At 64.9% G+C, this 13,612-nt stretch carries 13 protein-coding genes; 8 read left to right on the top strand and 5 right to left on the bottom strand.

Annotation, left to right across the window (positions count from 1 at the left end; all coding sequences use genetic code 11):
• Positions 1 to 45: 45 nt before the first annotated feature.
• From XH98_RS23935 to XH98_RS23925, 3 genes are all read right to left on the bottom strand, one after another.
• Positions 46 to 1,605 (bottom strand): SPOR domain-containing protein, encoded by a 1,560-nt coding sequence (locus XH98_RS23935; protein ID WP_271620117.1) that lies wholly within the window; start codon positions 1,603 to 1,605, stop codon positions 46 to 48.
• Positions 1,606 to 1,745: 140 nt separating this feature from the next.
• Complete coding sequence (gene argS, locus XH98_RS23930; protein WP_271601176.1) at positions 1,746 to 3,536, bottom strand: arginine--tRNA ligase; 1,791 nt, start codon at positions 3,534 to 3,536, stop codon at positions 1,746 to 1,748.
• 9 nt (positions 3,537 to 3,545) lie between these two features.
• Complete coding sequence (locus XH98_RS23925; RefSeq protein WP_271620116.1) at positions 3,546 to 4,754, bottom strand: deoxyguanosinetriphosphate triphosphohydrolase; 1,209 nt, start codon at positions 4,752 to 4,754, stop codon at positions 3,546 to 3,548.
• 123 nt (positions 4,755 to 4,877) lie between these two features.
• Here XH98_RS23925 and erpA point away from each other — a divergent pair, with 123 nt between their 5' ends.
• On the top strand, positions 4,878 to 5,207 hold the full coding sequence (erpA, locus tag XH98_RS23920; RefSeq protein ID WP_220006392.1) for an iron-sulfur cluster insertion protein ErpA: 330 nt from the start codon (positions 4,878 to 4,880) through the stop codon (positions 5,205 to 5,207).
• A 297-nt stretch (positions 5,208 to 5,504) separates the two neighbouring features.
• On the opposite strand, the gene XH98_RS23915 is transcribed toward erpA, so the two are convergent.
• On the bottom strand, positions 5,505 to 5,927 hold the full coding sequence (locus XH98_RS23915; RefSeq protein WP_271620115.1) for a deoxycytidylate deaminase: 423 nt from the start codon (positions 5,925 to 5,927) through the stop codon (positions 5,505 to 5,507).
• 117 nt (positions 5,928 to 6,044) lie between these two features.
• The gene (locus tag XH98_RS23910; protein ID WP_271620114.1) at positions 6,045 to 6,968 is read right to left on the bottom strand and encodes a LysR family transcriptional regulator; all 924 of its coding nucleotides are present in this window, start codon (positions 6,966 to 6,968) and stop codon (positions 6,045 to 6,047) included.
• 175 nt (positions 6,969 to 7,143) lie between these two features.
• On the opposite strand from XH98_RS23910, the gene XH98_RS23905 reads away from it, so the two are divergent.
• From XH98_RS23905 to fdxA, 7 genes are read left to right on the top strand one after another with little or no spacing between them, the layout of a single operon-like run.
• Positions 7,144 to 8,178, top strand: coding sequence for an ABC transporter substrate-binding protein (locus XH98_RS23905; RefSeq protein ID WP_271601171.1), 1,035 nt, complete (start codon positions 7,144 to 7,146; stop codon positions 8,176 to 8,178).
• 33 nt (positions 8,179 to 8,211) lie between these two features.
• Positions 8,212 to 9,027, top strand: coding sequence for an ABC transporter ATP-binding protein (locus XH98_RS23900; RefSeq protein WP_442868627.1), 816 nt, complete (start codon positions 8,212 to 8,214; stop codon positions 9,025 to 9,027).
• Positions 9,027 to 9,875, top strand: coding sequence for an ABC transporter permease (locus XH98_RS23895; RefSeq protein ID WP_271620113.1), 849 nt, complete (start codon positions 9,027 to 9,029; stop codon positions 9,873 to 9,875). Before XH98_RS23900 ends, XH98_RS23895 begins: the two co-directional genes overlap by 1 nt.
• Before the next feature lie 27 nt (positions 9,876 to 9,902).
• Positions 9,903 to 11,255: an FAD-dependent oxidoreductase gene (locus tag XH98_RS23890; RefSeq protein ID WP_271620112.1), complete on the top strand. Its 1,353-nt coding sequence runs from the start codon at positions 9,903 to 9,905 to the stop codon at positions 11,253 to 11,255.
• Between the two features lie 11 nt (positions 11,256 to 11,266).
• Positions 11,267 to 12,457, top strand: coding sequence for a CaiB/BaiF CoA transferase family protein (locus tag XH98_RS23885; protein WP_271601168.1), 1,191 nt, complete (start codon positions 11,267 to 11,269; stop codon positions 12,455 to 12,457).
• Positions 12,454 to 13,230, top strand: a complete 777-nt coding sequence (locus tag XH98_RS23880; RefSeq protein ID WP_271601167.1) for an enoyl-CoA hydratase-related protein — start codon at positions 12,454 to 12,456, stop codon at positions 13,228 to 13,230. The genes XH98_RS23885 and XH98_RS23880 overlap by 4 nt, the downstream gene beginning before the upstream one ends.
• Before the next feature lie 16 nt (positions 13,231 to 13,246).
• Positions 13,247 to 13,585, top strand: coding sequence for a ferredoxin (gene fdxA / locus XH98_RS23875; protein WP_271601166.1), 339 nt, complete (start codon positions 13,247 to 13,249; stop codon positions 13,583 to 13,585).
• Positions 13,586 to 13,612: the final 27 nt, after the last annotated feature.

Below are 13,612 nucleotides of genomic sequence, written 5' to 3'. Positions count from 1 at the left end.
AGGGCCGATTAACCCTGCCCCCCGAGGGGGTCAAGGAAACGGCCGTTAATTCCTCTGGACGAAGCAGGACGGCAGGCCCGCCGATTTCAGATTGTTGCAGGCCTGCACCGCCTCATCAGCCGAGGCGTACGGTCCGGCGAAGGCACGGTAGACGATGCCCTTGCCCTTGTCGGTCAGGTCGACCCGCTTGATGACCGGAGAGCGGGAGCCCAGCACGCTGCCGTATTTGCTCTGGAGCACCCGGTAGGACGCGGCGGCGCTCTCCTCGCTCTGCTGCGAAGAGACCTGCACGACATAGCCGCCGCCGCCGGGCGCTGGCGCGATCTGCGTAGGGTTGGTCGCAGCCACGCGCTGCGGTGGCTCGGCCGGGGCGGCTTGCGGAGCCAGCGACAGCGGCTGATTGGCGCTGGCATTGGCTGACGTCCCCCCCCCCCCCCCCCCCCCGCGCGCGGCGGCCGGCGCGGCGACCGGCTTCGGCGCAGCCGCCGACTTGGCGGGCGACGGTGCAGCGGCCTGCGCCGCGGTGGCGTCGGTTTGATCACCCTTCACAACGACGACCTTGACCGAGCGGGGCGCGCCGTTCGGCATCGTCCCGTTGCTCGGGACCACCCCGGCGCCCGGTGGCGGAACGGTCGATGGCGACACGCTCGCGACCGACGGCGGGTTGGCATTCTGGTTCAACGCCGGAAACACCACGCGGGGACCGGCCGCCTTGGCATTGACGTCGACAGGCGCTTCCTCGCGCGGCACGATCTTCTCGCTGCCGTCGCCGCTCACCATGCGATCCGGCACCTTGGCCGAGGAGTCCGATGGTGCCGGCACGATCTTGGTCGGGGTGTTATCGGCCTTGATGATCGGCGGCTCGCCGCTGCGGGGCGACCCGATATAGGTCTTGTAGGCGAAAGCAGCGCCAGTTCCGACCACGGCGAGTGCGAGGATCGCCGCAACGGTCATCATGCCGCCGCGCGATTTCCTGGGCTCATCGAGATCAGCCTCGGGATAGTCGCTCTGGAATGCGTAGGGATCATCAGGATAGGCCGGCTCGCGCTGAAAATCCTGCTCGCCCGATTCGAGCCGCCCGTAGAGAGCGTCGTCGTAGCGCGCCGGATCAGGCTGCTCGTAGGGCGCTTCATAGGCTTGATGCTGGGCCGGCTCCTGACGGTAGGCTTGCTCATGGTAAGCCTGATCCTGATAGGACTGCTGCGGCTGATGAAACTGCGGCTCGGGCGCGGCTGGCTGGGCCGAATAGCGATGCAGCGGATGAATCGGATTCACGGCGACGGGATGGTCGGGCTCGGACGCCGGCTGCGGCTGCACGTTGGCGCGGCGCATCCATGAGGGCGGCCCAGGCTGAGCCGGCGGCGCGGGCTCGGCATGATCCTGCTGATAATCCTCCTGCTGGTAATCGTCGTCCTGATAGCTCTGCGTCGGCGCAGGTGCTGCTGCCGGTCGCGCACCCGGACGGCCCTGCGCCGCGAACGGATCGGTCTGCCCGATCAGGCGCGCAAGCTCGGCCAAGGGATCGCTGTCCGCTCTCCCATGCTGGTCGGCGCCGCGACCATAGTCATCGGAAGGAAACGGTCTGTCGTGATATCGATCGGCCATCGTGATGATGCGTCCCTTCGGGAAAGCTGCGCGCCCCTCGACCAAGGCGCAGCTTTCGACCCACAAGGCTTTCAACCAAGTCTAAGCGATCCGGCTTCTGCCGGTACCCCCAATATTCCCCTTAAGTAGTTCGCCCCAAACTACCGCATCTCGTCCGGAGCATGGACGCCGAGGATGGCGAGGCCCGATGCCAGGACAGAGACGACGCCCTGGACCATGGCCAGTCGCGCCTTTGTAAGATCTGCATCATTATTGATAATGAAGCGTAAATAGGGCAAATCCCGCCCTTTCGTCCAAAGTGCGTGAAATTCGCTCGCTAAGTCATAGAGATAAAAGGCAATACGGTGCGGCTCATGGGCCGCGGCGGCAGCTTCCAGCATCCGCGGATAAATTGCGAGGCGCTTAAGAAGATCGAGCTCGACGGGATCGGACAGCCGTTCCACGGCCGACTCACTGAGCCAGGCAATGCGCTTGCCGGTATCCTCTGGCAGGTCCGGGAACAGCTCCGCCCGAGCGTTGCGGAAGATCGAGTGGCCGCGGGCGTGGCCATACTGCACGTAGAACACCGGGTTGTCGCGCGACTGCTCCATGACCTTGGCGAGGTCGAAGTCGAGCACCGCGTCGTTCTTGCGGTAGAGCATCATGAAGCGGACGGCGTCCTGGCCGACTTCATCCACCACCTCACGCAAGGTGACGAAGTCCCCGCTCCGCTTGGACATTTTCACGGGCTCGCCGTTGCGCAGCAACTTCACGAGCTGAACGATCTTGACGTCGAGCGATCCCTTGCCCGAGGTCGTCGCCCTCACCGCCGCCTGCATGCGCTTGATGTAGCCGCCGTGATCGGCGCCCCAGACGTCGATCATCTCCGCAAAACCACGGTCGAACTTGTTCTTGTGGTAGGCGATGTCGGAGGCGAAGTAGGTGTAGGAATTGTCCGACTTGATCAGTGGCCGATCGACATCGTCGCCATAGGCGGTCGCCTTGAACAGCAACTGCTCGCGGTCTTCCCAATCCTCGACCGGCGCGCCCTTCGGCGGCGGCAGGCGGCCCTCATAGATGTCGCCCTTGGCCTTCAGGAAATCGATGGTCTCGGCAACCTTGTTGTTGCCGGTCTCGATCAGCGAGCGCTCCGAGAAGAAGACATCGTGGCGGATGTTGAGGGCGGCGAGATCGTCCTTGATCTCGTCCATCATCATCGCGATCGCCTTGGCCCGCACCGTCGGCAGCCAATCGGTTTCGCTCATCGCGAGCAGCTTATCGCCGTGTTCCTTCGCGAGCGCTGCGCCCACAGGCTTTAGATAGTCGCCGGGATAGAGCCCTTCCGGGATCGCCCCGATGTCCTCGCCGAGCGCCTCGCGGTACCGGAGAAACGCGGAGCGTGCGAGCACGTCGACCTGGGCGCCGGCGTCGTTGATGTAATATTCGCGGGTGACGTCGTGGCCGCCGAACTGGAGCAGGCTCGCCAGCGCGTCGCCGAACACGGCACCGCGGCAATGGCCGACATGCATCGGTCCGGTCGGATTGGCCGAGACATATTCGACATTGACCTTGGAGCCGCCGCGGACGCGGCCGTAGTCAGCCCCCTCGCGCAGCACTGTCCGCAGCGCCTCGGCCCAGGCAGAGGGCTTGAGCGTCAGATTGATGAAGCCGGGACCGGCGACATCGACCTTGGCGATCAGCGCGTCAGCGCGGAGCTTCTCGGCGATCTGCTCGGCGAGGTCGCGCGGCTTCGTCTTTGCCTCTTTCGCAAGCACCATCGCGGCGTTGGTCGCCATATCGCCGTGGGAGGCATCGCGCGGCGGCTCGACCACCACGCGGGAAAAATCGACGCCCTCGGGCCAGTTGGCTTCGGCCGCGAGCGCGCGGCAGGCGGCGTGCACGCGTGCGAGCACGTCGGCGAACAGATGCGGGCTTGAGGATGTGTCGGGCATGGCCGCCGCCTAACGCAAATCCGGGGTCGAGTCAAAGAGCCGCTGGTGCTCGGTCAGGGCGAAACGGTCGGTCATTCCGGCAATGAAATTGCCGATCCGCCGGGCCCGGTCGCCCTCGTCGTCCGCGTCTGCCCCGACCAGCCATTCCGGCGGCAGGTCGGCCGGCGATTTCAGATACTTCGCGAACAGGTCGAACAGGATCTGTTCGGCCTCCGCCATCACCCGCATCACCCGCTTGTGGCGGTACATGTGCCCATAGAGGAAGCTCTTGATGGCAGCCTCCTCCTCGGCCACGTCAGGCGCGAACGTGATCAGCGCCCGGCCCTGCTGGCGGACGTCCTGGGCCGACTGGGGGCGGACAGCGGCGATGTTCCTCTGAGCCTGCGCGAACACCGCGCCGATCAGGTGCGAGATCAGCTCGCGCACCAGTTCGGCCCCGCGCCTGACCTCTTCCAGATCGGGGTAATGTGCCGATGTCTCGGCGATGATCTCGGCCGTGAGCGGCATCACCTTGAGGTCGTCGAGATGGAACAGGCCGGCGCGCAGGCCGTCGTCGATGTCGTGGGCGTCGTAGGCGATGTCGTCGGCGATCGCGGCGACCTGGGCTTCGAGCGAAGCAAAGCTCCAGAGCTCGAGGTCGTAGGTCCTGACGTAGTCGGCGATGCCGACGGGAATGCCATGCTCGCGATAGCGGCCGACGGGCGCGCCGCCGCGATCGGTCAGCGGGCCGTTGTGCTTGACGATGCCCTCGAGCGATTCCCAGGTCAGGTTCAGCCCGTCGAATTCAGGGTAGCGGTGCTCCAGCGAGCCGACGACGCGGAGCGCCTGGGCATTGTGGTCGAAGCCGCCGAAATCCTTCAGGCAGGCATCCAGCGCCCGCTCGCCGGCATGGCCGAACGGCGGATGGCCGAGATCATGAGCGAGCGCCAGGGTTTCGGTGAGGTCTTCGTCCAAGCCCAGCTGCCGGGCCAGCGCACGGGCGATCTGGGCCACCTCCAGCGAATGGGTCAGCCGGGTTCGGTAATGGTCGCCCTCATGGAACACGAACACCTGGGTCTTGTACTTCAGGCGCCGGAACGCGGTCGAATGGATCACCCGGTCGCAATCCCGCCGGAACGGGCTGCGGGTCCGGCTCGGCGGCTCGGCGACCAGCCGGCCGCGGCTGCGATCGGGGTCGCAGGCATAGGGCGCGCGGGGGGCTGCCATTCCGACGGACACGGCGAATTTAGTCCCTATCCATTTGATTCTGCGTATGGTGGCACTTAACTATGTCGGACGCGGGATACCAAATGAATTGGGCAAGTGAACCTGGTATGACCGCGGGCCTATCGGAGACCTGCAATGACGACTGCCGTGACCATCAGTGACCGCGCCGCCCGCCGGATCGGGGAGATCCTCAAGGGCGAAGGCACAGGCGCGATGCTGCGCATATCGGTCGAAGGCGGCGGCTGCTCCGGCTTCCAGTACAAGTTCGACATTGACCGCGACCGCACCGACGACGATCTCGTCATCCAGCAGGACAACGCGGTGGTGCTGGTCGATTCCGCCTCGCAGCCGTTCCTCGCGGGCTCGCAGGTCGACTTCGTCGATGACCTGATCGGCGCCTCCTTCCGCGTCAACAATCCCAACGCGACGGCATCCTGCGGCTGCGGCACCAGCTTCTCGATCTAGCGCAACGCAAATCTCGAAAACAACCCCATGCACAGTAGCCGACACCGGCAGGGGACGCTTCGGCTTTTGCGAAAATTGCTTGCGGCGTCGGGCAAAACAGGGGTAGGGTGTCATCATCGCGAGGTCCCCAAAGAGAAGCTCTACGGGACTCCGCTGAGATCCCCCATTCTCCACGACATCCTCGCATTTGTGGCGACAATCTCCCCAACGCTCGCCAAGCGGCACAATATCACGAGCCAGCTTCGGCAGCGACAGGATCAAGCATGCCCATCACAGCGGGCGTGATGACGCTGCTTGTCATGCACCGCTGCCGGCATCGACCACGCGAATTTCCACGCCGCCCTCCTGCAGAATGATCTGCGAGCGCTCGAACGAGGCGCCCCACACCGGATCGTCAAAGGCGGGGGCTGGCGTGTCGAGGCAGACGATGCCCGCATCGACGATGGCGCGCGCGCAATCGATGCACGGAAAAAACGTCGACGTGATATGAGCACCGGCCGTGGCCACCCCTGCCCTGGCGGCGTTGAAGATGGCGTGGCGCTCGGCGTGCTCCATCCAGACAAAGCGGCCGTCGCCTTCATGGCGCTTGTCGAGGTCGCGCACACCTGGCGGAAACGTGTTGCAGCTCGCGATTTCGGTACCGTCCCGCGCGACCAGCACGGCGCCGACCTTGCGTATGCGGTTGGGGCTGTCGGCTGCGGCACGAAGCGCCGCCGGCATGTTGGCGCCGAGGGGCACCGGGCGATGGCGAGATGGGGGCTGCTGAGCCAAGGCGATCTCCTGATCGAAGGACTGATGATGAGCAGGCTGGGATGGGAATACGAAACACTGGAATCGCTACCGCCGGGGAATTGCGCGAAAATCCTCCTCCAGCAGGTTGAATTCCCGCTTCAGTTCGTCGGCGACGACGCTGATGTGATGAGCGCCGGCGCGGATCCGGTGCACGAACAAGCCGATTTCGCTCGCCGCAAGGCCCGCTTCCGAGAGGGGCACATGAACCAGCTCGCCGCGGGCAATCTCGTCGACAAAGCCGGCCGGAGTGAAGAAGCCGATGCCAAGTCCGGCCTTCATCGTCTCTTTCATGACGATGAGCGAGTTGGAGGTGATGCGCGGCGAAAACTGAGCCCCGCTGTGAATGAATTCGGCCTCCGATGCGGCGTCAAGCTGCCACGCATCGGCGAGCATGACGACCGGATAGGCGGCGCATTCGGTGAGAGTCACATGCTTGCGGTCCGCCAGCGGGTGGTCGGCGCACATGAGGGCTCCGAGCACCGTGTGCAGGCGGGCCGCGATGTCGTAGTGCCGATAGCGCTTGTCGATGAAATGCAGCGCGATATCGGGCCTCGCGGCACGCATCTCCTCGCCGTGCTCGGCGGGGTCGGCGTCGATGACGCGAAACGAGATATTGGGGTGGCGGGCAGCGATCGTCCTGATCGCTCTGGGCACGACCCGCACCAGCAGTGAGGGGATCGCCGTGATCCGGACCTCGCCCCTGATATCGCCCGCAATGGAGGCGATCTCCAGCCGGGTGCGACGCCATTCGGCGAGGGTGCTGCGCGTGTGGCGCAGCAACTGTTCTCCAGCCGGTGTCAGCCGCACACCGTTGCCCCGCCGCTCGAAAATCGCGACGCCGATTTCGGCCTCGAGCTTGAGAATCTGGCGGTTGACTGCGGACGAGGCGACATTGAGCTGTTCGGCCGCGCGGCGGATCGAGCCCACCTTGGCGACCTGGTCCAGATAGCGCAAAACAACGGCGTGCATGGCGCGATTCAAGCCGGGGTTAGAGTGATGCCGAAAAGGCATCACCTATCACGAAACTCTATCCTTCCCAACAGCGCTTGCCCTCCACTAGCCTTTCGTTGCGCCCGGAGGTGGGCGTGACCCGGTGCCGGAATGGTGAGCAGGTTTTCGGCGCCTGGCAAAGGGAGGCATGATCATGGCGAACGGGATCATCGGGACGCGGCGAAGCTTGCTTAGGGGCGGAGCCGCACTCGCGGTCGGCGCAGCATTGTCCCCGATCACCAGTCGGCGCAGCCGGGCTGCGAGCTTGCAGACCATCAACATGCAACTTGGCTGGATCACCGGCGGCAACCAGATCGGCGAGGTGGTCGCCAAACGCCTCGGCTATTTCGAGCAGGAAAACATCAACTTCGCAATCCAGCCCGGCGGCCCCAATATCGATGGCGTCGCGATCGTGGCTTCGGGGCGCTACGAGATTGGCCAGCTTTCATCGAGTCCTTCGCTGATGCTGGCTAGCTCGCAGGGCATTCCGGTTACCTGTTTTGCTGTCGGCGCCCAGGAGCATCCCTACGCCTTCTTCTCGCTGCCAAAGGCGCCGATCCGCAAGCCTGAGGACATGATCGGCCGCAAGGTCGGCGTCCAGGCGACGGGGCAAGTTCTGCTCACGGCGCTGCTGCGCCGGAACGGCATCCCGGAAGACAAGGTGCAGAAAGTGATCGTCGGCTCCGACATGACGCCGCTGCTCACCGGGCAGGTCGACGCCATCACGGGATGGCGCACCAACACGACGGCGCTGAAGGTGCTCGGACCTGACGTTGTCACGATGCGGCTGTGGGACAACGGCGTCAGGCTCTATGCGCTGCCTTACTACACGACGACGGACTTCCTGAAGGCGAAGCCCGATTTGCTTGCCGGCTTCTTGCGTGCCGCCGGGCGTGGCTGGGCCTACGCCAAGGCCAATCCCGAAAAGGCGGTCGACCTTCTCGTGCAGGAGTATCCGAATCTCGTCAGGGCGGACGAATTGGAAGCTCTCCCGATCATGTTGAACGTCGAGTTCACGGAGCGGACCAAGACTTTCGCTTGGGGCAGCTTCGACCCCGCGGTCTGGCAGGAGCAAATCGATCTGCACGACGAGCTCAAGCAGTTTGCTGCCGGCAAGCCCAAGCTCGAGCAGGTCATGACCACCAGGATTCTGGATATGACCGCCAACGACCGCCCCAAGATCGGCTGAAAAGATCGGCTGAAACCAAGATCGGCTGAAACCATGAGCATGATCTCGCAAGGGACTGTCCTGGACCGACCACTGGTTCGGGACCAGAGCCTGGCTGTCCGCCTTCAAGACGTCACGGTGCGCTTCCCGACCGAGCGCGGCGTTGTCACGGCGCTGGAGCGGGTGAGTTTGACCATTCCGAGCGGGGGATTCCTGACACTGCTCGGCCCGTCGGGCTGCGGGAAGTCGACGCTGCTCCGGGTTGTCGCCGATCTGATCCCGGCGACCTCGGGCGAGGTCGAGGTGCTCGGCACCACGGCCGCCGCCGCGCGGGCGCGGCGCGACATCGGCTTCGTTTTCCAGGACGCTTCGCTGCTGGCCTGGCGTACAGCGCTCGAAAATGTGCAGTTGCCGCTGGAAGTCGGCGGTCGGAGCAAGCGACGCGGCGCGCGCGACGCGCGCGAATTGTTGGCGCTGGTCGGCCTCACGGGTTGGGAGAATGCCTATCCACACGAACTGTCCGGCGGCATGCGTCAGCGTGTCGCGATCGCACGGGCGCTGATCAACGATCCCAAGCTGCTTTTAATGGACGAGCCGTTCGGTGCGCTCGACGAAATCAAGCGCGACCGGCTGAACGAGGAATTGCTGCGGGTCTGGGAGGAAACCGGCGCGACCATCCTGTTCGTCACCCATTCGATCTACGAGGCGGCCTTTCTGGGTCAGCAGGTGATGCTGATGGCCGCACGCCCGGGGCGGGTGCGCGAGATCGTCCCCGTCGATCTGCCGAGCCCGCGCCGTGTCGCCTTGCGCGAGACGCCGGAGTTCATCGCGCTTGCCGCACACCTGCGAACCGTTCTGGAGGCTTGCTGATGAGCATGCCGGCTTTGTCGACTCACGAGGCCAGCGAAATCACGTCCGCCGATGCCGCCGCACAGGCCGGCTTCGCCGCCGCAGCCCGCCTCGCCGCCTGGCGACGCCGGCTGCTCCCGCTGGCAGCGGTCATTGCCCTGCTCATCCTGTGGGAGCTCGCCGTGATGATTTTCAAGATCCGGCCGTTTATCGCGCCCGCGCCGACCGCGGTGGCGATGACGCTCTATGGCAAATTCGGCATGCTGCTCGGCAATCTCTTGCCGACGGCGATCGAAGCGGTCGCCGGCTTCCTGATCGGCAACAGCGCCGCGATCCTGCTCGCGACCGCGTTCGTCTATCAGCGGACCGCCGAGGAGGCGCTGTTTCCGATCGCGGTGATGTTCCACACCATTCCGGTGATGGCTTATGCGCCGATCCTGGTGCTGCTGCTCGGCAACGGCCTCGAAGCCAAGGTGGCGATTGCCGCACTGATCTGCTTCTTTCCGACACTGGTCAACATGACGCGCGGCTTGCGCTCGGTCAGCTCGCAACAGATGGAGCTGATGCGCATCCTGTCGGCCACGCCCAGCGAGATCTTCTTCAAGCTGCGGCTCAAGAGCTCTTTGCCGTATCTGTTTTCGGCGCTCAAGATCGCCTCCGCAACCTCGGTGATCGGAGCGATCGTCGGCGAGTGGATCGGCGCGACCACGGGCATCGGCGCATTGATCATTCAGGCTACCTACAATTTCGACTCGCCGCTGCTGTACGCCACCATCGTGGTCGGTTCGGCGTTTTCCGCGGCGTTTTTCGGCGCGATCTCCTGGCTGGAGCGCCACTTCCTGAAATGGAACGTCGCGCAGACCGCCTGACCCCGCGCGCCCTTCGAGGAGCCTGCTATGACAAATCTTGACCGGATCATCGAGCCTGCGGCTGAAATTCCCGTCGTGCGCCGCGCCGATCTCGTGGTGGTTGGCGGCGGGCCTGCGGGCATCGCAGCAGCGGTCGCCGGGGCCCGCAACGGCCTCTCGGTGACATTGATCGAACGCTATGCCTATCTCGGCGGCCTGGCCTCGGGCGGCATGGTGCTGGTGCTCGATGACATGTGCAACGGCGAAGAGATCAGTGTTCGCGGGATTTGCAGCGAAATGATCGAGCGGATGCAGCGCATGGATCTGTGTGTGGTGCCGCCGGAAGCCGAGCGCCGCTCCAGTGCGGAGCTGTGGCGCAAATGGTCGCGGTGGGGCGTGTTCGATTTTCACTCACATGCCAAGCCACAGCCGATCTGCTACGCTGCCGCGTTCGACCCCGACGGCTACAAGCGCGCGGCGAACGCGATGATCAGCGAGGCAAAGGTCGACCTGCGGCTGCACAGCTGGTTCTCGCGGGCGATCGTCGAAGACGGTCGCATCACCGGGGTCATCTGCGACACCAAGAGCGGGCGACAGGCCCTCATGGGGAGCGTCGTGATCGACGCCAGCGGCGATCTCGATGTCGCGGCCTCGGCCGGCGCGCCGTTCAGCCACGGCTCCTACATCGTGACCACCGTGTTCCGCCTCGGCGGAGTCGATGTCGAAGCCGCCGAACGCTTCGAAGACGAAGAGCCGGAGGCGTTCGCCGCCATCGACCGCGAAGCCAAGAAGATCATGGGTGGGTCCTGGGCCAAGTGGTGGTTGAAGACACCGCTGCCTGACATCGTCTGGTGCAACTGCCCGCATATGACCGGCTTCGACGGCATCAAGGTCGAGGATTTGACCCGGGCCGATTTCCAGGGGCGCGAGCGCATCGCTGCGCTGGTTGAATTTGTCCGCGCCAGGCTGCCGGGATTCGAGAGGTGCTTCGTGGTCGACGTTGCGCCGCAGATCGGCGTGCGCCAGACCCGGTTGCTCGACGGCGTCTATGTGATGAGCAAGGACGATGTGATGCATCGACGTCATTTCGCCGACAGCGTCGCGCGCGGCCGCGACTACTACTATCCGTATCGCACGCTGCTGCCGCGAAACGTCGGCCAGTTACTGGTCGCCGGCCGGCACTATTCCGCGACCTCGTCGGCGCAACGCACCTCGCGCGAAATTCCTCCGTGCATGGCGATGGGCGAAGCGGCCGGCGTTGCCGCCGCGCTCGCCATCGATGCCAACGTTGCGGTCGATCGTGTCGATATCAGGAAGCTTCAGGCGCGATTGCGGGCGCAAGGGGCCGATCCGGGCGACCAGCCGGCCGCCAACGCGCTCGTGACCGTTGCCGCAGAATAGGAACATCAGGGATGGATAGCTCTTCCGCGCAGCCACTGTCGGGCGTGCGTGTCATCGATTTCACCCAGGTGATGCTGGGGCCGAGCGCGACGCAGGTGCTCGCCGACTACGGTGCCGACGTGATCAAGATCGAACGGCCGGGAGCCGGCGACCTGTCGCGTTCCTCGATTCCGGACGATCCCGATGGTCTCGACAATCCCGTGTTTCGCAGCCTCAATCGCAACAAGCGTTCGATCGCCCTCGACCTGCGCAAGGCAGAAGGCAGAGAGATCATCTATGATCTCGTTCGTACTGCCGACGTGGTGGTGAACAATTTCCGCGCAGGCGTCATGGAACGCATGGGCTTCGGCTACGAGCAGCTGTCCAAGATCAACCCGCGGATCATTTGCGCATTCGGCTCCGGCTTCGGCCAGGCCGGGCCGCTGTCCCACAAGGGCGGCCAGGACATTCTCGCACAGGCGCTATCCGGTGTGATGCGTCGCAAGTGCAATGACGACGAGCCGCTCACAGTCTACGCCACCGCGCTGTGCGACTACACCGCCGGCATGCATCTGGTGCAGGCGATCCTGCTCGCCCTTCTGCAGCGTGAGAAAACCGGCCATGGGCAGCAGGTCGCGGTTTCGCTGTTCGAGTCGATGCTGGCCATGCAAATGCAGGAAGCCGCGATGTGGCTGCAGCGCGGCAAGGATCTCAGCTGGGGATCGTATCCCCTGACCGGCTGCTTTGCGACCACCGACGGCGCCGTCGTTCTGGTCGGCGCTTTCAAGGCCAACCCGCTGAGGGATATCTGCAAGGCGCTGGACCTGCCGGATCTCTCCGCCGATCCGCGTTACGCAACGTTCCAGGGCCAGGTCGAGCACAAGGCCGAGCTGCAGGGGAAATTCCGCGAACGCTTCGCGTCGAACACGACTGCCTATTGGCTGGCGCGCCTCGACGAGCTGGATTTGTTGTGCTCGCCGGTGCTGACGCTTGCGGAAGCGCTTGGTCACGAACAGACCAAGCTGAATGGCACTGTAGTGACGCTGAGCGGCGGCGCGACGACCATGGCGCTGATCGGCACGCCGCTGACCATGGCTCCCGATGCCTTCCAGCTTCGCCGACCGCCGCCCGCACTGGGCGCCGATGGCACGGCCGTGCTTGCCGAGGCCGGGTTCTCCGCGGAGCGCATCGCCGCTCTCAAGGCGCAGGGGATCGTCGCATGAACGTGCAATTCACGGTGCAGGACCAAGTCGCGCGCGTGACGCTCGACCGGCCGGAACGCCTCAACGCAGTCGATCAGGCGACCGAGGCCGAACTGATCCGGATCTGGGAGACGATCGAGCGCGACCGCGAGATTCGCGTGGTGGTGCTCACCGGCGTCGGCGAGCGTGCTTTCTGCACCGGCGCGGACATGAAGGGCGGGTCCGGCTCCAGCGGGCTCGACTATTGGGCGGCTGCGCGTCCGGGCGGTTTCGGCGGCATCGCGCTCCGCGAGACGCTCGACATCCCTGTCATCGCCCGTGTCAACGGGCACGCGCTCGGCGGCGGCATGGAGATGATGCTCGGCTGCGACATCGTCATCGCCTCGCACAACGCAACCTTCGGTCTGCCGGAACCGCGGGTCGGCCGGCTTGCGCTCGACGGCGGCATCGCCCTGCTCGCGCGTCGCATTCCTCATGTCTGGGCGATGGGAATGCTGCTGACGGGACGTCGCATCAGTGCTGCGGACGCGTTGCGGTTCGGGCTCGTCAACGAGGTGGTCGCCCCCGAAACGCTCGACGACGCGGTCACGCGCTGGATCACGGATATTCTCGCCTGCGCGCCGCTGTCGGTACGGGCCATCAAGCAGATGGTGCGGGCCGGTCAGCGCCTGTCGCCGACAGACGCGCAGATGTTGCGGTTGCCGGCGCTCGTCGAAGCATTGCAATCGTCCGACCAGGACGAAGGCGTGCGCGCTTTCCAGGAGAAGCGTGCGCCGAACTGGCGCGGACGCTGACCATCAGGAGATCCTCGTGGCCTACGTCATCGTCTCGACCTGCATCGACGTCAAGGACGGGGCCTGCCAGGATGTCTGCCCGGTCGAGAGCATCTACGAAGGCGGACGTATGATGTATATTCAGCCCGACGAATGCATCGACTGCGGCTTGTGCCTGTCGGTCTGTCCGGTTTCGGCGATTTACGCGCAGGATGAATTGCCGGAGCACGAGCGTGATTTCATGCGCGCCAACGCCGAATTTTTTGCAAGCTCGGTCACCGGCTGGGGCTCGCCCGGCGGTGCGGATGCGCGGCACATCAGCACGCTCGATCATCCGCTCGTGGCCGCGCACAAGATTCCGGCGCCCTCCGATTAGCGCCTTTCACTTGCGGAGATCGCGCCG

This window comes from Bradyrhizobium sp. CCBAU 51745, assembly GCF_028128715.1.
GTDB classification, from domain to species: Bacteria; Pseudomonadota; Alphaproteobacteria; order Rhizobiales; family Xanthobacteraceae; genus Bradyrhizobium; species Bradyrhizobium manausense.
The sequence above is the reverse complement of the archived record's forward strand: the minus strand, read 5'-3'. Positions and strand labels throughout refer to the sequence as shown.